Raw genomic sequence first — 19,723 nt, forward strand, 5'->3', positions numbered from 1 at the left:
CATGCCGGGGACGGCCCTGACGGCAGAGGAGCGCAAGGCGAAGGCCGCGCAGCTCTTCGAGCGGATCATCACGCACGGCGAGCTGCACCTCGCCGACGACCTCTTCCACGAGGACTTCAGCTGGCCGCAGTTCGGCCTGCACGGCCCCGAGGGGGTGCGCACCTGGGTGCGGGCCTTCCGGACCTCCTTCCCCGACATGGTGGACACCGTCGTCGAGCAGTGGGCGGAGGGGGACACGGTCATCTCCCGGGTGGAGTGCACCGCCACCCAGCTCGGCGCCTTCCGCGGCCTGCCGCCCAGCGGCCGCAAGGCCACCTTCGGGGCGCTGGGCATCGACCGGTTCCGCGGGGACAAGATCATCGAGCGGTCGGCGCACTTCGACCTCGCCGACCTGATGCGCAAGTACGGACACACCCAGCTGGACGTGCCCCCGCAGGACCGGCCGTGAAGCCGGCGCCGTTCGACTACGTCCGTCCCGCCAGCGCGGCCGAGGCCGTGTGGGCCCTGGCCGCGGCGCACGAGGCCGGGCGCGACGCCCGGGTCCTCGCGGGCGGCCAGTCCCTGGTCCCGCTGCTCAACCGGCGCGCCCTGCGCCCCGACCTGATCGTCGACCTAGGCAAGGTCCCCGCGCTCACCGGCATCCAGACCGGCCCGCGCGGGGTCCGGATCGGCGCCCTCACCCCGCACGCCACCGTCGAGCGCAGCACCGACCCCGGGCTGAACCGGCGGCTGCCGGTGCTCCCCGAGGCGGCCGCGCTGGTCGGACAGCTCCCGGTGCGGGTGCGCGGCACGGTCGGCGGGAGCCTCGCGCACGCCGACCCCGGCGCCGAGTGGTGCCTGCTCGCGGTCCTGCTGGGCGCCGAACTGACCCTGCTGGGGCCGGGCGGCACGCGGGTGGTGGGCGCCGACGCCTTCCTGCGCGGGCGCCACCGCACGGCCCTGCGGCCGGGGGAGATCCTGGTCGAGGTGCGCTTCCCGCGGGCCGAGCCCGCCGCCGCGCTGGTGGAGTACGCCGTCCAGCCCGGCCGGATCCCGGAAGTGGCCGCCGCCGCGGCGCTGGTCCTGGACGCCGACGGGCGGATCGGTTCCGCCCGCCTCGCGCTGGCGGGACCGCTGGAACGCCCGATGCGGATCCCGGCCGCCGAAGCCCTGCTGATCGGGGCCCGCCCCGGCCAGGAGAGCTTCGCGGTGGCCGCCGCCAAGGCCGTACGGATCACCGGGGCCACCGGTGACCTGGGCACCCTGGCGGCCGTACTGGCCCGTCGGGCGCTCGCCGAGTCCGCCGCCCGGGCCGCCGTCCTGGCGCCGCTGCGCCGCGACAGACTGGAGCTGGTGCCGGTATGACCGCCCCTGCGTCCGCCCCCGCTTCTGCTTCCGTGACCCCCGCGACCTCCGCCGTCCCCGTGCGGCTGACCGTCAACGGTGAGCGGCGCGCCCTGGACGTCGAGGCGCGGCGCAGCCTGGCCGACGTGCTGCGCCGCGACCTGCGGCTCACCGGCACCACGGTCGGCTGCGAGACCGGCGTGTGCGGTTCCTGCACGGTGCTGCTGGACGACGAACCGGTACGGGCCTGCGCGATGCTCGCCGTGCAGGCCGACGGCGGCTCCGTCGAGACCGTCGAGTCCCTGGCCCCGGCGGACGGTGAACTCGGACCGCTGCAAACGGTGTTCCGGGACCACTTCGCCCTCCAGTGCGGGTTCTGCACCCCCGGCTTCCTGATGCTCGCGACCGCCCTGCTGCGCCGCGAGCCCGACCCGGACCGCACCGCCGTGCGGGCCTGCGTCTCCGCGAACCTGTGCCGCTGCACCGGCTACCAGCCGGTCGTGGACGCCGTGTGCGCCGCCGCGGCCGCCTGCGCTTCCGCTCGCGCCGAGGAGGAAGCGTGAGCACCGGGGTCGTCGGGCGGTCCGTACCCCGGCTGGAGGACGACCGGCTGCTGCGCGGGCGCGGCCGCTTCCACGACGACGTGGCGCGCCCCGGCCAGCTGTGGCTGCGCGTCGTACGCTCCCCCCTCGCGCACGCCCGGATCCTCGGCGTGGACACCGCGCGGGCCGCCGCCCTGCCCGGGGTGGCGCTCGTCCTCACCGCCGACGACCTGCCCCCGGGCCTGCGGATCCCGGTCCGCCAGCCGCACCCCGGGATCGACTTCACCGACTACCTCCAGCCCCCGCTGGCCACCGGGTACGTCCGGTACGCGGGGGAGCCGGTGGCCGTCGTCCTCGCCGAGGACCCCTACCTCGCGGAGGACGCCGCCGAGCTGGTGGAGCTCGACCTGGAAGAGCTGACCCCGGCGCTGGACGCCCGTACGGCCGCGGCCGGGCCCGGGACCGTATCCCTGCCCGGGGCGCCCGCGCCGCGCGTGGGCACCGTCGACTTCTCCTACGGGGACGTGGACGCGGCCTTCGCCGCGGCCGCCCACGTGGTCAGCGCCGACCTGCGCACCGGCCGGCACAGCGGCACCCCGCTGGAGCCGCGCGGCCTGACCGCCGACATCGAGGACCCGCACGACCCCGGCGGTCCCGGCGGGCGGATCACGATCTGGGGCGCGGCGAAGATCCCGCACATCAACCGGCGGGTGCTCGCCTCCCTGCTCGCGATCCCCGAACACCGCATCCACATGCGGGAGACGGACGCGGGCGGCAGCTTCGGCATCCGCGGCGAGTTCTATCCCGAGGACTTCCTCGTCCCCTTCCTGTGCCTGCGCACCGGACGCCCGGTGAAGTGGTCCGAGGACCGGGCCGAGCACATGAGCGCCGCCAACCACGCCCGCGAGCAGGAACACCGGATCGAGCTGGCCTTCGACGCGGACGGGCTGCTGCTGGGGCTGCGGGACGAGGCCTGGCTGGACAACGGCGCGTACATCCGTACGCACGGGGCGGTCGTCGCGGCGCTCACCGCGTCGATGATCTCGGGGGCCTACCGGATCCCCGCGTGCAGCTCGCGCGTGCACATCGTCACCACCAACAAGACCCCGATCGGCACCTACCGGGCGCCCGGCCGCTTCCAGCACAACTTCGTGCGCGAGCACGCCCTCGATCTCGCCGCCACTCAACTGGGCCTGGATCCCGTTGAGTTGCGGCGGCGCCACCTGCTCACCGGAACCGAACTCCCGCACCGGCGGCCGATGCAGGTCTTCGGCTCGCCCATGGTCCTCGACGGCAAGGACCACCTGGAGCACTTCGACAAGGCGCTCGCGTCGGTCGGCTACGCACGCTGGCGCGAGGAGGCGCGGGCCGCCCGCGCCGCCGGCCGGCTCGTCGGCACCGGCTGCGCGGTGATCCTGGAGAAGGCCGGGCTCGGCTACGACAGCGCGGTCGTCGACATCGGCGTCACCGGCGCGGTCCGGGTCGCGATGGGCGGCGCGAACGTCGGCCAGGGCATCGAGACCGTCATGGCCCAGATCGCCGCCGACGAACTCGCCGTACCCGTCGCCTCGGTGCGGGTCGTGCTCTCCGACACCGACGTCCTCCCCGACGGCGGCGGCACCTTCGGCAGCCGCTCCACCGTCGTCGGCGGCGAAGCCGTGCGCCGGGCCGCGGTCGCGGTCCGCGAGAAGGCGGTGCGGGTGGCCGCGGGGCTCCTGGAGGTCCCGCCGGAATCCGTGCACCTGATCCCGGGCGGCCTGGGTTCCAACTCCGCTGTGGGGGAGTTGGGTTGGGCGGCGATCGCGGCAGCCTCGTTCACCCCGCGCTGGATCCGCACCGGCGAGGAGGTCGGCCTGATGGGCCGGGCGACGTACGCCGCGGACGGGATGACGTACCCCTACGGCGCCCACTTCGCGCAGGCGGAAGTCGACCCCGGCACCGGCGTGGTGCGGCTGCTGCGGTACGCCATGACCTACGAGATCGGGCGCGCCGTCCACCCCGAGGCGGTCCGCGGCCAGCTCATCGGCGGCGCCGTCCAGGGCATCGGCGGCGCCCTGTCCGAGGAGTTCCGCTACGACGCGCGCGGCCGCCCGCTGTCCCTGACCCTCGACGACTACCTGTGGCCGCGCGCCGCGGACCTCCCCGAATTCCAGGTCGAGGTCTACGAGGACGCCCCGGCCCCCGGCAACCCACTGGGCCTGCGCGGAGCCGGCGAGGGCGGCACCGCGGGCAGCGGGGCCGTCGTCGCGGGCGCCGTACGGGACGCCCTGGGACTGCCCGGCGACGTCGGCGCCCTCCCGCTGCACCCCGCGAGGGTGCGCTCCCTGATGTCCCTGCACCACACGACGCACCACAACCCTAAGGAGGAGCTGTGACAGTGAACCAAGCGGTTCTCGACTGGCTCAATACCGAACCCGACTGGGACGCACCGGGCCAGGCCCCGGCCGCCCCGGTCTCCGACGGCCCTGTCTCCGCGGACGTGACCGCACCCTCGGCGGCCACGCTCGCATCCGCGACGGACGCCGAACGCATGGAACTGGTCACCGACTACGTGCGCCGGGAGGTCGCCCGCTCCGTGGGCGTCACCCCGGCCGCGCTGGACACCGAGCGGACGCTGGTCAGCGTGGGCATCGGCTCGATGCTGGGGCTGGAACTCCAGTACCGGCTGCGGTCCGCCCTCGGCGTCGCACCCGAACTGACGGAGCTGCTCATGGCCAAGGACACGCACGCGCTGGCCGCGATGGTCGTCGCGCTGCTCGGGTCCGGCGGATGACCGCGAAGCTGGCGCCGCCGGCCGGCGCTGATGTCTGGCTGCTGCGGCAGCCGAAGCCGGACGACATCACCGGCGTGCTGGAGATGACCGAACTGGACGAGAACGAACTCCAGCGGGCCCGCGCCTGCCGCCGCCAGTCGGGCGGCTACCTGTACGCGGCGGCGCACATCGCGCTGCGCCGCGTCCTCGCCACCTACGTGGGGGAACCGGCCGGGTCGCTGGAGTTCGGCCGCGGCCCCTGCCCGTGCTGCGACCAGCAGCACGGCCGCCCCATCCTCCTGCAACCCACCTCCGACCTGCACTTCTCCCTCTCGCACAGCAGCGGGATCGTGCTGATCGGAGTGGCATCGGTACCGATCGGCGTCGACGTCGAGAAGGTACCGACGGCCGAGACCGCCCGGGTGTGCACCGCCGCGTTGCACGCGGACGAGCGCGCCGAACTGGCGGAGGTCCCCGAATGCGCCGGCACCTCGGCCTTCGGACGGCTGTGGACCCGCAAGGAGGCCTACCTCAAGGGACTGGGCACCGGCCTCGGCCGGGACCTGTCCCTGGACTACCTGGGGTGGGAGAGCGAACGCCACCCGAAGGGCTGGTCCGTGGTCGACGTCCCGGCGGGCCCCCGCCACACGGCGGCGGCCGCGATCGGCTACGACGGCGCCCCGGCGGGCCCGGTGACCCTGCGCTGGCTCCCGATCGAGAGCCTGTTCACCGGCACCCGCGCCAACCTCGCGAACCGCGACTCGGTCCTGGCGGAGCTGGCCGCCTGACCCGGCCCCGCCCACGGGCCCCCGCAAAAGAAGCCCCCGACCGGGAACCCACCCCGGCCGGGGGCTTCTCGCGGAACAACAGTCAGGACCCGTTCACCACACAGGTCGCGAAGGCGGCGACGATGACCGCGGAACTGGACTGGTTGTTCACGACGGCACTCCACTCGGTCTGATCCGGGTCGGGGAGGCTCCCGAGTACCTGGAATCCGGCGGGCAGGGAGGCCTCGCTCACGAGGTAGTTGCCGCCGATCACCCTGCTTCCCGCGGGACAGGAGGCAGTGACACCTGCAGAGCCCGCGAAGGGAGGGATGGTCCTCTCGTTCGTCACGAGCTGGAACTGACTGTGTCCCGGGGGGCCGGGCGGGCCGGCGGGTCCGGGCGCACCGGACGGACCTGCCGAGCCCGCCGGACCGGGCGGACCCGGCGGACCGGACTGGTTCCAGTTGAGCGGCGTCTCCAGCCGCGCCCGGCACTGCTGCTGGGCCGAGTCGATGACCCTCACACCCCCGGTCCCTGTGGTGATGCAACCGTGAATGACGCCGTCACCGTCCGGAATGCTGGCCACGGCCACACCGGCCATGACCCCGGACACACCAACGACCGCCGCGACGCCGACCAGCCATCTCCTGCGCCGCGCGGGCAGCGCCCGCCATTTCGCTCGCATCGCATGCTCCTTCGTCGGAGGGGGAGTTCACCGTCACACGCCACCCCCCGGCCGCCCGCGAACCACCCCGCCGCGCGGCGGCGGATCACACGAAAGTGGGGAGCCCGGCCGGGATCGAGGTCCGGGACCGGACTCTCGAGCGATCCGCAGGCGATCACACAGCAGCTGGCGCGGCCACTTGCTCACCGCGCCTGCTCCTGCTGTGCACGGGCGCGACGCCGGGCCTGGTGCCGCTCCTCCTCGTGGAGCAGGTCCTGGAGCGCCCGCGCGAGGGCGACGGCCTTCGGCCAGCCGTCCGGGAGGCGGACCGCGATGTGCCACGCGGCCAGGGCAGCCGCGGCCTCCATGGTCCGACGGCCCTCGGCCTGGAAGTGGAAGCACCGCACGCCGTGGGCGACGAGGCTGCCGCCGTCGCTCAGGTACGCCAGCCACTGCGCGGTGACCGCGCTGTCCGGCGGATGCTCCGCGTGGGCGAGTACGTACGCCACTTCCTGAGCGAGCCGCGACTCCCGGCTCACCGCACACCCGCCCGAACCGGCTTGCACGACGGGTCCCGGAGATTGTGCACCCAGTCCGACGGCCGGGCCCCGGACGCCGAGTGCCGGATGAACTCCCGCCCACCCGCCCGGATGGGACGGTCGCAGACGGCACAGATCCGCTCCGCGGCCACCGTCGCGGCGTTCACAGCTGCTCCAGGGTTCCCGGGGCCGCGGTGAACTCCAGGCCGTCGACGCCCCGGATGTACGCGGTCCGCGTGTACTGCGGGCGCCCGGCGACAGGGCCAAGAGGCTCTTGGATCACGGCCATCAACTCGCCCTCGCGGTCAGTCTTCGGATCCCGGACCCGCTGGCGCAACAGCGGATGGTCCAGGTACTCGAACGCCCCGCCCGACCTGCCCTCACGTACGTCCATCCCGGCACTCCCGCTCTGTTCGTCTGCGCTCGTCGTCGCCACAGGAGGAGGATGGGCTCGCACGCAGAGGGGCAGACAGGCCATCGCGTGGCCATCGGTGGCCACGTAGCGGCCATGGCCGGGGACAGACGCGATGACACCTCACACTGGGGCCATGAGCCACCGAAATGACGCGCTCAGGGCCGCCCGCATCAAGGCGGGCTGGCGCACCATGGAGGCAGCCGCTGCCGCACTCCAGACTTACGGACAACGGTTCCTCGACGACCCTCACTTCACCGTGAGCGCCCGTACCTGGCGCCGCTGGGAGGGCAATGCGCCCGGCTGGCCGCCGGAGGAGACCGGGACCGTGCTCCACGAGGCGCTCGGCCGGTGGCCCGAAGACCTCGGATTCACGACGCCCGCCGGGTGGATCCGGCCTGAGGCCCACTCAGAGGAAGACGTGAAGCGTCGCACCTTCGTATCCGTTACCGCAGCCGCGCTGATGCCCGGACCCGTCGGCAGCCAGCACGTCGACCCCGCGCTCATCGATTACTTCCAGCAGCAGCTGGAGGGCCACTACCGCGCCGACATGTTCCTCGGTCCGCACGACCTCATCGGCACGGTCAGCGCTCAGTACCAGCTCATCGACAAGCTGGTGCGCAGCGCGAAGGGCGAAACCCGTCGCGGCCTGCTTCGCGTTGGCGCCGCGTACGCAGCACTCGTCGGCTGGCTCTACCAGGACGCCGGTGACCTGGGCGCCTCGACGTTCTGGCGGGGGATCACGCAGGAGATCGCGGCCCGGTCCCGGGACCCACACCTTGTCGGGTACTCCCTCGTGAACTTGGCGCAGGTCCGGACGGACCTCAGCGACGGGCACGGCGTGATCGACCTGTGCGAGGCCGCTCTCGGCGACGACCGCCTGTTCCCCAAGGTCCGCATCATGGCCATGCAACAGCAGGCCCACGGTGCCAGCCTTACCGGCGACCGGACCGCCGTTGACCGGCTCATCGATACTGCGTACGGCCTTCTCTCCCGCGTCGACGACGACCTCCCCTGGGGCAATGCCTGCCGCCGCACGCCCGGCTACCTCGAAGTCCAGCGGGCCACCTGCTACGGCCGGCTCGGCCTCGGCCGCGAGGCAGAATCCCTCTGGTCGCAAGTCCTCGACGCAGTGCCCGCAACAGCCCGCCGGGACCGCGGCGTCTACCTCGCCCGGCATGCCACAGCAGCCGCTGGGGCCCGGGAACCGGAGAGGGCGGTAGAGATCGTCCGAGAGGCAGCAGTGATCGCGGCAGAGACCCGGTCCGCGCGGATGATCCGCGAACTGTCCACCCTGGAACGGGCCATGCGGCCGTGGCACGATGCCCCGGTGGGCCGGGACCTCGCCGAGATCCTGGCGCCTGTGAACGAGGGGAGCTGACATGGGCCTGCCGCAGCCGATGACGGACGAGGAGATCGCCGAGCACCTGGCCGGGCTGCCAGGCTGGGCGCGGGAGGGCGACGCGATCACCCGCACGTACCCGATCCGCTACCACGCGGCGGTGGCCGCGATCGTCACGATCGCGGACCGCTCCCGGCGGATTCAGCACCACGCCGATCTCGACCTCCGCATCGATCACCTGCGCGCGTCGGTCACCACGCACGACGCGGGGCACCGGATCACCCGAGCCGACTTCGACCTCGCACACCGCATCGACGCGATCATCGCTGCGCACCAGGCGCTCCCGCTGGACTGAGCATCGACGCCGAAGAGCTGCCCCGCCGCTGACGCGGGACCCTAGGCTGGCGGGGTGATGCGGACCGTTGTGCTGGATGTGGGGGAGACCCTGGTCCGTGACGACCGGTACTGGGCGTCCTGGGCGGACTGGCTGCACGTTCCCCGGCATACGCTGTCGGCGCTGGTGGGGGCCGTCGTCGTGGACGGCCGGGACAACGCGGACGCGCTGCGGTTGCTGCGGCCGGGGATCGACATCGGCGCCGAATACCGCGCCCGCGAGGCCGCGGGCCGGGGCGAGCGGCTCGATGAGACCGACCTGTACGACGACGTTCGGCCGGCCCTGAGCGCCCTGCGGCGGCTCGGGCTGCGGGTCGTGATCGCCGGGAACCAGACGGCCAGGGCAGGGGAGCTGCTGCGGGCGCTGGACCTGCCCGTCGACCTGGTGGCGACCTCGGGGGAGTGGGGCGTGGCGAAGCCCTCGCCCGCGTTCTTCCGGCGCGTGCTGGAGGTGTCGCGGGCCCCGGCGGACCGGACGCTGTACGTCGGTGACCACCCGGCCAACGACATCCACCCGGCCAAGGCGGCGGGCCTGCGCACCGCGCACCTCCGGCGGGGTCCGTGGGGCTTCTGGTGGGCCGACGCCCCGGCCGTGCGGGCCGCCGCGGACTGGTCCGTGGACTCGCTCGCCGAGCTGGTGGGGATCGTCAAGCCTTAAGGACGCGCGGGGAGTTCCGGCTCACGGTCACCCGTTCCCGTCGGGGCTCGCGCGGGATCGGCGCGCGTGATCGACATCGTGCGACGATCCTCCTTTGACTCGAGGGGGACCCGGTGCTGTTGCGTGATGTCTTGCTGGACGATGTCGATGCCTACGTCCGGATGCGCTGCGATCCCGTCATGATGGCGGACCTCGGCGGGCCCCTGCCGCGTGAGGGGATGGCGGACAAGGTTCGGCGGGACGTCGAGCAGGCGGGTGCCGACCTGGCGTGGATCAAGATGATCGTTGCCGATCCGGGCACCCCCGAGGTGGTGGCGGGGACGGTGACCCTCTGGTCCCATGACGCTGGTGAGGGGCCGGTTTCCGAGATCGGCTGGATGGTGCTGCCCGAGTTCCAGGGGCGGGGACTGGGCAAGCGTGCCGTCCGTACGGTGCTGGAGCAGGCCCGGGATCAGAACCGCTGGGGAGTGGTGCACGCCTTCCCGGCGACGGGCAACGCGGCGTCGAACGCCATCTGCCGCTCGGTCGGCTTCCGGTTTCGCTCGGAGGTTCAAGTGACCTTCGCGGGGCGGGTGTTCAGGACCAACCAGTGGTCCATCGATCCGGGTGCCGACCTGACCTGACGCCCCCTCGGCGAGGTGACAAAGTCGTTTCGGGCGTGCACTGGGGTCGCAAAACATAGAGAACACTCGCTATTCTTTATTTCGCTGGCCAACCGACCCGATCGACCCGTTCGCCGGAGGGAGCTGCCCGCCATGCCGACCGCCGACTTACTCGCCCGGCGTCTCTTCCACTGCCTGCCCCGCACCGATCAGCGCCGCTGGGCCGGTGCCTATCTGTCCGGGCTGCTGGGCACGCCCGGAAAGAAGTCCGTGCGGAACATGGCGCGGTCCACCGCCGCCCTGGGAGCCGCCTCGCAGTCCCTGCACCAGGTCGTCAACGCGAGTACCTGGGACTGGAACCCGGTCCGCCGGGAGCTGGCCGCCTGGTGCGGTGAGCAGGCCGGGGTGCGGGCGCTGCGGATGGTGCCCGTGGTCATCCCCAAGCGCGGGCAGTGCTCCGCCGGGGTGCACCGCCGCTTCGATCCGGCGGGCGGGCGCACCCTGAGCTGCCAGCTCGCGCTCGGGCTGTTCCTCGTCACCGACCACGGCAGCGTCCCGGTCGACTGGCGGCTGTTCCTGCCGGGCCGCTGGAGCGAGGACGACGAGCTGTGCGAGCGGGCCCGGATACCGGCCGCCGCCCGCACCGCCCCCGGCGCCCGTACCGCCCCCGCCACCCACCCCGGGCTCGGCCTCGACCAGGCCGCCGAGGCCGCCGCCGCGCACGCGGCCGCCGCGGGCGTGCCCGTGGTCGCCGAGGCCGACACCGAGGCCCCCGCCGACGCGGTGCGGCTCATCGCGGGGCTGGCCGGGCGCAGCCTCGGCTTCGCCGTCTCGGTGCCTCCGGGCACCCCCGTGCTCTGCGGCCCGCCCGGCGACCGGGCGCCGCACACCACCACCGTGGCCCGGCTCGCGGCCCGCCTCGGCCCCGCGGCCTCCCCGCTCGCGGGCGGGCGGCTGCGCCGGGCGCCCGCGCTCATCCGGGTCCCCGGTGTGGCCCGCCCGCTGGCCCTGCTCACCGAGTGGGACCCGGCGGCCCCGGACCGGCCCGTGCGGCACTGGGTCGCCGACCCCGACGGCCGCACCCTGGCCGCCGTCCGGTTCTCCCTCTCGGCCACCGCCTCGATGTCCCTGGCCACCTCGATGGAGGTACTGGAGGGCTGCGGGCTGCTCGATTTCGAGGGGCGTTCCTTCCCGGGCTGGCACCGCCACATGACCCTCGTCTCGGCCGCCGCCGCCCACCGCCTGCTGGGCGGGCCGCAGCGGGCGGCCGCCCGCCCCGACCGAGCCCGTGCCCATGCCCATGCCCACGCCCATGCCCATGCGTTCAGCGGCTGACCGCGCCCTGCGCACCGAGCGCACCCAGCGCACCAAGGAGTTGAGATGACCGTCGACACGGCGGCAGCCCCCGTCCGCGCGATCAACGCGATCAAGCTGCCCGCCTTCACCGCGCTGCCCGCGATCACCGCCCTGCCGTCCATCACCGCCCTGCGCCCGGTCACCCTGCCCGCGTCCGCCTCGGCCGCCTCGCCCGCCTCGGCCCTGACGACCGGCTGCGTGCCCGTCGACGCGCTGCTCGACGCCGAATCCCCGCGCCTCGCCGGGGTGGACCAGGACCACGTCCGGCTGCTGGCGGGCCTGGAGACCGAACTCCCGCCGATCGTCGTGCACCGCTCCACCCTGCGCGTGATCGACGGGATGCACCGGCTGCACGCGGCCCGGCTGCGCGGCCGCGAGTCCATCGCCGTCCGCTGGTTCGACGGCACCCGCCCCGAGGCCTTCCTGCTGGCCGTCGAGGCGAACAACCGGCACGGGCTGCCGCTGACCCTCTCCGACCGCCGCGAGTCCGCGCGCCGCATCCTGCGCGCCTGGCCCGACTGGTCGGACCGGGCGGTCGCCGCCAAGGTCGGCCTGTCCGGCAAGACCGTGGGGGTGCTCCGCCGCGCCGCCGCCGAGAACGGCGAGGGCGGCGCCCCCGGAGAACTGCCCGCCGCCCGGGTGGGCTGCGACGGCCGGGCCCGCCCGCTCAACGCCACCGAGGGCCGGCTGCGGGCCATGGACTACCTCGCGGTGCGCCCCGAGGCCTCGCTCCGCGAGATCGCCCGCTCCGCCGGGATATCGGTGGAGACCGCCCGTGACGTGCGCGACCGGCTCAGCCGCGGCGAGGGCCCGCTCCCGGGCAGCGGCGCGGGGGCCCGTACGGGCGTGCGCACGGGCGTACGGGCCCCCGCGCCGGACGGTGACGGCGCGGCCGCCCGCCCGGGCCGCGCGGAGGGGCGCGCCGAGGGCCGTACCGCGGGCCGCACCCCCGTCGACCTGCCGCTCGTCCTGGACTCGCTCAAGCGCGACCCCACCCTCAAGTACAGCGACGAGGGCCGCGCGATGATCCGCTGGCTGGAGGCCCGGATGATCCGCGAGGGCGAGAGCGGAGTGGTGCTGCGCGCCCCCGACCACCAGGCCCCGAAGATCGCCGCCATGGCCCGCGCGTGCGCCGCGCACTGGGACGAGATAGCCACCGAACTGGAACACCGCGGTGCCCGGACGGCCCCCGACGAGAACTGAACAACCGCTGAGGGAAGATGAGTTGACACGATGACGACCACCGCGAGCAGCACCGCGAACGCCACCGCAGGGACGGCCGCGCCGAGCGCGAAGAATCCGTGGGCCGCGCTGTCGGCACTCTGTGTCGGCTTCTTCCTGATCATGATGGACACGACGATCGTGACCGTCGCGATCCCCGGCATCATGAGCGGCCTCGACGCCGACCTGAACCAGATCACCTGGGTGCACAGCGTCTACCTGCTCACCTACGCCGTCCCCCTGCTGGTCGCCGGACGCCTCGGCGACCGCTTCGGCCGCAAGCCCGTCTTCCTCGCCGGCATGGCCGTCTTCACCGCCGCCTCCCTGTGGTGCGGGCTCTCCGGCAGCGCCGGGATGCTGATGACCGCCCGCGGCGTGCAGGGCGTCGGGGCCGCGCTGATGGCCCCGCAGACCATGGCCTTCGTGACCACCCTCTTCCCCGCCAACCGGCGCGGCGCGGCCCTCGGGATCTGGGGCGCCGTCGCGGGCCTGGCCACCACCGTCGGGCCGCTGCTCGGCGGTTTCCTCGTCGGCTCCGCGGGCTGGCAGTGGATCTTCCTGGTCAACGTGCCGATCGGCCTCGCCGGGCTCGTCATGACCGTGGAGCTGGTCCCCGGCGGCCAGCCCCGCAACCACCGTCGCTTCGACCTGCTCGGCACCCTGCTCTCCGGACTCGGCCTGTTCGCCGTGGTGTTCGGCCTGCAGAACGGCCAGCACTACGACTGGGGCACCGTCGCCGGGCCGCTCACCGTGCCGATGGTCATCGGGGCGGGCGTGGTCCTGCTCGTCGTCTTCGTGCTCTGGCAGCGCTTCAACCCGCGCGAGCCGCTGATGCCGCTGTCCCTCTTCCGGCGCCGCCACTTCTCCACCGCCGCCTTCGCCGCGGCCGCCATCGGCTTCGCCGTCACCGGCCTCTACCTGCCGCTCACCCTCTACATGCAGGCGGTCATGGAACTCTCCCCGCAGCAGGCCGGGCTGCTCATGGTGCCCGTCGCCGTCTCCAGCGGCCTGGCCGGACCACTGGCCGGCACCCTCTCCGACCGGGTCCCCGGCAAATGGGTGGTCCTCGCCGGATTCCTGATCTTCGCGGCCGGCCTGGGCATGATCGTCCTGGCGATGCGCCCCGACGGCGGGGTCTGGCAGCTCGCCGGCGCACTGTTCTTCGCCGGGATCGGTACGGGCGCGGCCTTCGCGCCCATGGCCAATGTGGCCACCGGTTCGCTGCCCGTCGCGGACATCGGCGCGGGGGCCGGGATGTACAACTCGATCCGCCAGGTCGGCTGTGTCATCGGCGCCGCCGCCGTGGGCGTGCTGATGCAGGCGCAGCTGTCCTCGCGGCTCGCCACCGAGACCCTCGCCGAGAACGCCAGCACCGCCGAACGCCACGCGTTCCACGAGGGGTTGGCGCAGGCCTCCGGAATGACCCTGCTGCTCCCCGTGGTCGTCCTGCTCGTGGGCGCGCTCGCCTGCCTGCTGATGCCGTCCGGGAAATCCGCGCACGCGGATACGGAGAAGCCCGCCGCGCAGCCGCCGGTCACCCCGAATCCCGACCTCCAAAAGGTCGGCTGAACCACCATGCGAACCACCATGTGAACCACCGCATTGCGTGCCATCGAAAGGAATAGTCCTGATGTCCCATGACAGCACCCGGATTGACTTCACCCCCCTTACGGAATCGGTGACCGGGCCGGTATTCACCCCCGGACAGGAGGGCTACGAGGAGGAACTCACCGGATTCCAGGCCGGATACCGGCACGCCCCCGCCGCCGTCCTCGGTGCCGCGAACGCCGAGGACGTCCGCCTCGCGGTCGCCTTCGCCGCCGGGCACGGCATCCCCGTCTCCGTCCAGGCCACCGGCCATGGCGTCACCGTCCTCGACGACGGCGGCCTGGTGATCAACACCCGCCGCCTGACCGGGGTCACCGTCGACCCGCAGGCGCGCACCGCCCGCATCGAGGCGGGCGCCCGCTGGGAGCAGGTCGTCGAGCGGACCGCCCCGCACGGGCTGGCCCCGCTCAGCGGTTCCGCCGGGCACGTCGGCGTGGTCGGTTACACCCTGGCGGGCGGACTCGGTCTGCTGGCGCGGGAGTTCGGTTACGCCGCCGACCTGGTCGAGGCCGTCGAGGTGGTCACCGCCGACGGACAGGCCCGCCGGGTCACCGCCGACAGCGACCCCGACCTCTTCTGGGCGCTGCGCGGCGGCCGCGACAACTTCGGCATCGTCACCGCCCTGGAGATCTCGCTGCTGCCCGTCGCCACCGTCTACGGCGGCGGCATGTACTTCGACGCGGCGCAGGCCGACCAGGTCCTCGCCCAGTTCCGGAGCTGGACCGCGACCGCCCCGGAGAGCGTCACCGCCTCCCTCGGCATGATCGAGTACCCGCCGATCCCGGTCTTCCCCGAGCCGCTGCGCGGCCGCCACGTCGTGCACGTCCGCTTCGCCACCACCGAGCTCGCCGCGGGCCCGGAACTGGTCGCGCCCTGGCGGGAGTTCGGTGCCGAGATCATCCACGAGCACCTGGGCGAACTGGCCTACCCCGAGGTCGGCTCCATCTACGCCGAGCCGACCTTCTCGCACGCCTACGACGGCAACAGCGTCCTGCTGAGCGAGCTGACCCCCGAGGTCCTGGAGGCCGTACGGACGCTGGCCGGGCCCGGATCGCCGGTGGACTGCATCGTCGACCTGCGCCACATGGGCGGGGCCCTGGCGCGGCAGCCGGAGGTGCCCAACTCGGTGCCGTTCCGCGAGGCCGCCTACATCCTGCGCGTCCTGTCGGGCTCGGACGAGGCGCCGCTGGCGGAGATCCGCGCCGCGCACGCCGCCCTCGACGAGGCCGTCAAGCCCTGGACCCTGGGCCGCTCGCTGAACTTCGTCTACGGCGAGCGCACCGCCGACGCCTTCGCGGGCGAGCTGTACGACCCGGCCACCCGGGCCCGCCTGGCCAAGCTCAAGGGCGTCTACGACCCGGCCAACCTCTTCCGCACGAACCTCAACATCGAGCCCGCCGCGTAAGCGCACGCCTCGTACGCACGACAGTGCCCCGGGACCGGATCACCGGTCCCGGGGCACTTTCCGTACGGGCGCCCAGCGGGGTCAGGCCGCCGGGGAGCCCAGGCCCACCCGGTTGCCCGCCGGGTCGCGGACGTACGCCACCCGCTCGCCCCACGGGGTGTTCTCCGGCTCCTGGACCACCGGGGCGCCCGCGGCCCGCAGGGCGTCCACGGTGGCGTCCACGGCCTCCACGAACACGAAGAGGTCCACACCGCCCGTCGGCCAGTCGGCGGCCTTGTCGTCCCGGCTCACCGCCAGCTCCGCGTCGTCGCGGCGCAGCGCGACGAAGTCCGGCTCGCCCTTCGCGGGGTGGCGGTGCCCGGCCCGGAAGCCGAGGCGCTCGTAGAACGCGGCCGTGGCCCCCACCCGGCGGGCGCGCAGCACGGGGAAGGCGCGCCGCACCGGGGCCGGCGGCGCGGGGTGGGCGGGGGCGATGGGGACGGAGGAGTGCGCCGCGCTCACACCGCCGCCTCGTCCGTGTTCCCGTCGGCGGTGCGGTCGGCGAACAGCTTCCACACCGGCAGCCGGGTGCGGCCCTTGGCGTCCAGCTCGGGGCGCCGGCCCGTGCGCTCGAAGAACTTCTCCATGCCGACCGCGACACCCGCGTACTCCGACAGCTCCAGCGAGGTGATGGTCCAGCCCGCCGCGGTCAGCGTGGAGCGCAGCTCCTCCTCGGACACCGACAGCGGCGCGGGCATGCCGCCCGGCACGTCGGCGAAGCACAGCACGCTCAGGCGCGCCCCCGGGCGGGTGACCCGGCGCAGGGCCGCCGCGTACAGCGGCCGGGCGGCCGCGGGCAGGGTGTGGAAGAGGGCGCTGTCCAGGACGGAGTCGAAGCGGCCCTCGTAGCCGGTCAGGGCGGTCGCGTCGGCCACGGCGAACTCGATGTCGAGGTCGCCGGCCCGGGCGCGGGCCTGCTCGATGGCGGCGGAGGCGGCGTCGACGGCGGTGACCTGGTAGCCGCGGCCGGCCAGGAAGACGGCGTTGTCGCCGGGGCCGCAGCCCACGTCGAGGACCGCGCCGCCGAAGCGGCCGAGGCCCTCCAGTTCCACCACGTCGGGCTGGGCCTCGCCGATGTCCCACGGGACGACCTTGATGGCGGCCCCTTCGAGCAGCTCGCCGCCCGTGTAGACGGCGTTGAAGTCGGCGGCGGCGTAGTCGTAAGTCTGTTCCGTGGCGCTCACGCGAATCTCCTTGTGGTGAATTCGATCTCTTGGGTCTCGGGGATCCGTAGGGTGCGGGATTCCCGGCAGTATCACCCGCCAACTCCCGTGTCCGAAACGGTGGTTGGTGTCCGGTGGGGTATCCGGTCGTGTCCGTCCGAGGAAATTCCGCACTCGGACGGGGTGTCCGAATTCCCTTCGTGGACAGGCCCGCGGTGCGTCGGGATGAATGGAGTCCAAGCCTCACCAACGGGTTAAGGAGCGGCAGTGACAGGAAAGGTCTGGTTCATCACCGGCACGTCCCGGGGCTTCGGCCGGGTCTGGGCCGAGGCCGCCCTCGAACGGGGCGACCGGGTCGCCGCCACCGCCCGCGACCTCGCCTCCCTCGACTCCCTCGTCGAGGCGTACGGCGACGCGGTCCTGCCGCTCCGGCTCGACATCCGGGACCGGGACGCGGCCTTCGCGGCCGTCGCCGCCGCCGACGCCCACTTCGGCCGGATCGACGTCGTCGTGAACAACGCGGGCTACGGCCTGTTCGGCGCGGTCGAGGACGTCACCGAGGCGCAGGCCCGCGAGCAGCTCGACACCAACCTCTTCGGCACGCTGTGGGTGACCCAGGCCGTCCTGCCGGTCCTGCGGGCCCAGGGCAGCGGCCACATCCTCCAGGTGTCCAGCATCGCCGGGCTCGCGTCCTGGCCGATGCTCGGTCTCTACCACGCGTCCAAGTGGGCGATCGAGGGCCTGACCGACTCCCTCGCCCAGGAAGTGAACCGTTTCGGCATCCACGTGACCCTGGTCGAGCCGGGCCCGTACAAGACGGACTGGCGCGGGAGTTCGGCCGTGTGGGCCGAGCCCTCCGAGGCCTACGCCGACTTCGCGAAGGCCCCCTCGGCGGGCTCCGCCCCCGGCGATCCGGCCGCCACGGCCGGCCCGGTCCTGGAGCTGGTCGACCACCCCGACCCGCCGCTGCGCGTGCTGCTGGGCGCGACCGTCCTGGACACCATCACCACCGCCTACGAGGAGCGGCTGGCCGGATGGAAGCAGTGGGACACCCTCGCCCGCGCCGCCCAGGGCAACTGAGCCCGTACCCCTCCCCGAGAACCGACCCACCGCTGAAACCCCTGAAGGGAACAAGACCGTGCAGAGTGAAGCCGTGAACGGCGTGGCCCCGGGCCGCGAGGAGCTGGTGGCCCGGGCGGCCGCACTGCGCGCGGGCCTGTGGGAGGACGCACCGCAGAGCGACGGCGCGCGGCGGCTGACCGGGCGGAGCATCGACGCGGTCACCGGCGCGGGCCTGATGCGGCTGATGACCCCGCAGCGCCTGGGCGGCTACGCATCCGACATCCGCACCCTGCTGGAGGTCGCCACCGAGGTGGGCCGCGGCTGCAGCTCCACCGCCTGGATCACCGGCGTGCTGAACGCGGGCAACTTCGTCGCCTCCCTCTTCCCCCGCCAGGTCCAGGACGAGGTGTGGAGCCTGAACCCGGACGCCCGCACCGCCCTGGTGCTCGGCATGCCGGCCCGCGGGATCGAGACCGCCGACGGCGGGGTGCTGGTCACCGGCGAGTGGGCCTACGTCTCCGGCTCGCTGCACGCCGACTGGGTGGGCGTCCTGATCGCCGTACCGGTACCGGGCGCCGACCCGGTCGTCCACTTCGCCCTGATGCGGGCCGACGAGGTCCAGATCAAGGACACCTGGCACTTCGCCGGGATGCGCGGCACCGGCAGCAACACGGTCGTCGCCGCGGGGGTCTTCGTACCCGAGCGCCGCCTGCTGCCCTACCTGCCGCTGCTCAACGGCGAGACGGACGGGGTGGTCGACCCCGCCCACCGCTACCGCAACAGCCTGGTCGGGCTCTTCTCCATCGGCCTGCTGGGCTCGCTGCTCGGCGGCGCCACCGCCGCCTTCGACTTCGTCCGCGAGCAGGCCCCCAAGCGGCCCGCCGCCGGGTCCCGTTACGCGAACCAGGCGGAGTCGCCCTCCCTCCAGCTCGACCTGGCCGAGGCCGCCACGAAGATCGAGACGGCGAAGCTGCTGGCCGGGAAGATCGCCGACGCGGCCGACGAGGCGGCGTACGCGGGGGAGTTCGCGGACGTCCTGGTCCGGGCCGCCGCCCGGCAGTACTCCACCCAGGTCGCCCAGCTCTGCCGGGAGGCCGTGGACATCCTGATGACCGCCTACGGCTCCTCCGCCTTCAACGAGGCCAACCCGCTCCAGCGGATCTGGCGCGACGTGAACGTCGGCAGCCGCCACGCGGGCTTCGGCATGGGCATCCCGCAGCAGCTCTACGGCCGGGCCCTGGTCGGCCGGGACCCCCGCGAGATCAGCCTGCTGGTCTGACGTCCGCCGCTGACGTCCGCCGCTGACGTCCGCCGCTGACGTCCGCCACTGGCGTCCACCGCTGCGGCGTCCCCTCCCGTCGAGAACCCACCGGAAAGGAATCCCATGTCTTTCGAGCAGTCGGCCGACGAGCAGGCGGTCCGCGAGCACAACCGGTCCGTCGTGGAGCGGTACATGAACACCCGCGGCCAGGACCGCCTCCAGCGCCACCTCCTCTTCACCGAGGACGGCGTCGGCGGCCTGTGGACCAATGAGACCGGCGAGCCGATCACCATCACCGGCCGCGACCGGCTCGGCGAGCACGCGGTGTGGTCCCTGCGCTGCTTCCCCGACTGGGCCTGGACGGACGTGGAGATCTTCGCCACCCAGGACCCCAACCGCTTCTGGGTCGAATGCCGGGGCGAGGGAAAGATCGTCTATCCCGGATATCCCGTCGGCCACTACACCAATCACTTCATCCACTCCTTCCTCTTCGAGGACGGAAAGATCAAGCAGCAGCGCGAGTTCATGAACCCCTGCCAGCAGTTCCGCGCCCTCGGGATCGACGTCCCGCAGGTACGGCGCGAAGGAATCCCCACGTAATAAGGAGATGCCCG

The 19,723-nt window shown here is 73.5% G+C and carries 22 protein-coding genes; 17 read left to right on the forward strand and 5 right to left on the reverse strand.

Annotated elements, in window-relative coordinates; all coding sequences use genetic code 11:
• Position 1 precedes the first annotated feature (1 nt).
• Genes OHS33_RS22450 through OHS33_RS22475 form a run of 6 tightly spaced genes read left to right on the forward strand, consistent with a single transcriptional unit; the run spans position 2 to position 5,405 of the window.
• Entirely contained in the window at positions 2-448 is a 447-nt protein-coding gene (locus OHS33_RS22450) for an ester cyclase (protein WP_330332189.1), read from the forward strand.
• Positions 445-1,344, forward strand: coding sequence for an FAD binding domain-containing protein (locus OHS33_RS22455; RefSeq protein ID WP_330332190.1), 900 nt, complete (start codon positions 445-447; stop codon positions 1,342-1,344). The genes OHS33_RS22450 and OHS33_RS22455 overlap by 4 nt, the downstream gene beginning before the upstream one ends.
• A 32-nt stretch (positions 1,345-1,376) precedes the next feature.
• Positions 1,377-1,886, forward strand: coding sequence for a (2Fe-2S)-binding protein (locus OHS33_RS22460; protein WP_330332191.1), 510 nt, complete (start codon positions 1,377-1,379; stop codon positions 1,884-1,886).
• Positions 1,883-4,240: a xanthine dehydrogenase family protein molybdopterin-binding subunit gene (locus tag OHS33_RS22465; RefSeq protein WP_330332192.1), complete on the forward strand. Its 2,358-nt coding sequence runs from the start codon at positions 1,883-1,885 to the stop codon at positions 4,238-4,240. Before OHS33_RS22460 ends, OHS33_RS22465 begins: the two co-directional genes overlap by 4 nt.
• Positions 4,237-4,638: an acyl carrier protein gene (locus tag OHS33_RS22470; RefSeq protein ID WP_330332193.1), complete on the forward strand. Its 402-nt coding sequence runs from the start codon at positions 4,237-4,239 to the stop codon at positions 4,636-4,638. Before OHS33_RS22465 ends, OHS33_RS22470 begins: the two co-directional genes overlap by 4 nt.
• Positions 4,635-5,405 (forward strand): 4'-phosphopantetheinyl transferase family protein, encoded by a 771-nt coding sequence (locus OHS33_RS22475; protein WP_330332194.1) that lies wholly within the window; start codon positions 4,635-4,637, stop codon positions 5,403-5,405. The genes OHS33_RS22470 and OHS33_RS22475 overlap by 4 nt, the downstream gene beginning before the upstream one ends.
• A gap of 82 nt (positions 5,406-5,487) precedes the next feature.
• Here the strand turns inward: OHS33_RS22475 and OHS33_RS22480 are convergent, their stop codons facing one another.
• From OHS33_RS22480 to OHS33_RS22490, 3 genes are all read right to left on the reverse strand, one after another.
• Positions 5,488-5,658 carry a hypothetical protein gene (locus OHS33_RS22480; RefSeq protein ID WP_330332195.1) on the reverse strand — a complete coding sequence of 57 codons (171 nt, stop codon included), beginning with the start codon at positions 5,656-5,658 and terminating at the stop codon, positions 5,488-5,490.
• A 593-nt stretch (positions 5,659-6,251) separates the two neighbouring features.
• Positions 6,252-6,587 carry a hypothetical protein gene (locus OHS33_RS22485; RefSeq protein ID WP_330332196.1) on the reverse strand — a complete coding sequence of 112 codons (336 nt, stop codon included), beginning with the start codon at positions 6,585-6,587 and terminating at the stop codon, positions 6,252-6,254.
• A gap of 163 nt (positions 6,588-6,750) precedes the next feature.
• Positions 6,751-7,023 carry a hypothetical protein gene (locus OHS33_RS22490; RefSeq protein ID WP_330332197.1) on the reverse strand — a complete coding sequence of 91 codons (273 nt, stop codon included), beginning with the start codon at positions 7,021-7,023 and terminating at the stop codon, positions 6,751-6,753.
• Positions 7,024-7,135: 112 nt separating this feature from the next.
• Between OHS33_RS22490 and OHS33_RS22495 the strand changes: the two genes are divergently transcribed.
• The 8 genes from OHS33_RS22495 to OHS33_RS22530 all read left to right on the forward strand — a co-directional run bounded on the left by OHS33_RS22495 (position 7,136) and on the right by OHS33_RS22530 (position 15,584).
• Positions 7,136-8,380 (forward strand): Twin-arginine translocation pathway signal, encoded by a 1,245-nt coding sequence (locus OHS33_RS22495; protein ID WP_330332198.1) that lies wholly within the window; start codon positions 7,136-7,138, stop codon positions 8,378-8,380.
• 1 nt (position 8,381) lies between these two features.
• On the forward strand, positions 8,382-8,696 hold the full coding sequence (locus tag OHS33_RS22500; protein WP_330332199.1) for a 4a-hydroxytetrahydrobiopterin dehydratase: 315 nt from the start codon (positions 8,382-8,384) through the stop codon (positions 8,694-8,696).
• A 57-nt stretch (positions 8,697-8,753) separates the two neighbouring features.
• A complete protein-coding gene (locus OHS33_RS22505; RefSeq protein WP_330335151.1) occupies positions 8,754-9,392 on the forward strand; it encodes an HAD family hydrolase in 639 nt (212 codons plus the stop codon).
• A 113-nt stretch (positions 9,393-9,505) separates the two neighbouring features.
• Positions 9,506-10,015, forward strand: coding sequence for a GNAT family N-acetyltransferase (locus OHS33_RS22510; RefSeq protein WP_330332200.1), 510 nt, complete (start codon positions 9,506-9,508; stop codon positions 10,013-10,015).
• 132 nt (positions 10,016-10,147) lie between these two features.
• Complete coding sequence (locus tag OHS33_RS22515; RefSeq protein WP_330332201.1) at positions 10,148-11,329, forward strand: IS701 family transposase; 1,182 nt, start codon at positions 10,148-10,150, stop codon at positions 11,327-11,329.
• A gap of 45 nt (positions 11,330-11,374) precedes the next feature.
• Positions 11,375-12,553, forward strand: coding sequence for a ParB/RepB/Spo0J family partition protein (locus tag OHS33_RS22520; RefSeq protein WP_330332202.1), 1,179 nt, complete (start codon positions 11,375-11,377; stop codon positions 12,551-12,553).
• A 30-nt stretch (positions 12,554-12,583) separates the two neighbouring features.
• The gene (locus OHS33_RS22525; protein WP_330332203.1) at positions 12,584-14,140 is read left to right on the forward strand and encodes an MFS transporter; all 1,557 of its coding nucleotides are present in this window, start codon (positions 12,584-12,586) and stop codon (positions 14,138-14,140) included.
• A 61-nt stretch (positions 14,141-14,201) separates the two neighbouring features.
• The gene (locus OHS33_RS22530; protein WP_330332204.1) at positions 14,202-15,584 is read left to right on the forward strand and encodes an FAD-binding oxidoreductase; all 1,383 of its coding nucleotides are present in this window, start codon (positions 14,202-14,204) and stop codon (positions 15,582-15,584) included.
• Positions 15,585-15,665: 81 nt separating this feature from the next.
• On the opposite strand, the gene OHS33_RS22535 is transcribed toward OHS33_RS22530, so the two are convergent.
• Positions 15,666-16,085: a VOC family protein gene (locus OHS33_RS22535; protein ID WP_330332205.1), complete on the reverse strand. Its 420-nt coding sequence runs from the start codon at positions 16,083-16,085 to the stop codon at positions 15,666-15,668.
• On the reverse strand, positions 16,082-16,807 hold the full coding sequence (locus tag OHS33_RS22540; protein WP_330332206.1) for a class I SAM-dependent methyltransferase: 726 nt from the start codon (positions 16,805-16,807) through the stop codon (positions 16,082-16,084). Before OHS33_RS22540 ends, OHS33_RS22535 begins: the two co-directional genes overlap by 4 nt.
• 246 nt (positions 16,808-17,053) lie before the next feature.
• Between OHS33_RS22540 and OHS33_RS22545 the strand changes: the two genes are divergently transcribed.
• The 3 genes from OHS33_RS22545 (at position 17,054) to OHS33_RS22555 (ending at position 19,709) form a co-directional block, all read left to right on the forward strand.
• A complete protein-coding gene (locus OHS33_RS22545) occupies positions 17,054-17,866 on the forward strand; it encodes an SDR family NAD(P)-dependent oxidoreductase (RefSeq protein WP_330332207.1) in 813 nt (270 codons plus the stop codon).
• 58 nt (positions 17,867-17,924) lie between these two features.
• Positions 17,925-19,127 (forward strand): acyl-CoA dehydrogenase family protein, encoded by a 1,203-nt coding sequence (locus OHS33_RS22550; RefSeq protein ID WP_330332208.1) that lies wholly within the window; start codon positions 17,925-17,927, stop codon positions 19,125-19,127.
• Positions 19,128-19,232: 105 nt separating this feature from the next.
• The gene (locus OHS33_RS22555; protein ID WP_330332209.1) at positions 19,233-19,709 is read left to right on the forward strand and encodes a PhzA/PhzB family protein; all 477 of its coding nucleotides are present in this window, start codon (positions 19,233-19,235) and stop codon (positions 19,707-19,709) included.
• Positions 19,710-19,723 lie beyond the last annotated feature (14 nt).

It is taken from the genome of Streptomyces sp. NBC_00536 (assembly GCF_036346295.1).
Taxonomy (GTDB): Bacteria; Actinomycetota; Actinomycetes; order Streptomycetales; family Streptomycetaceae; genus Streptomyces.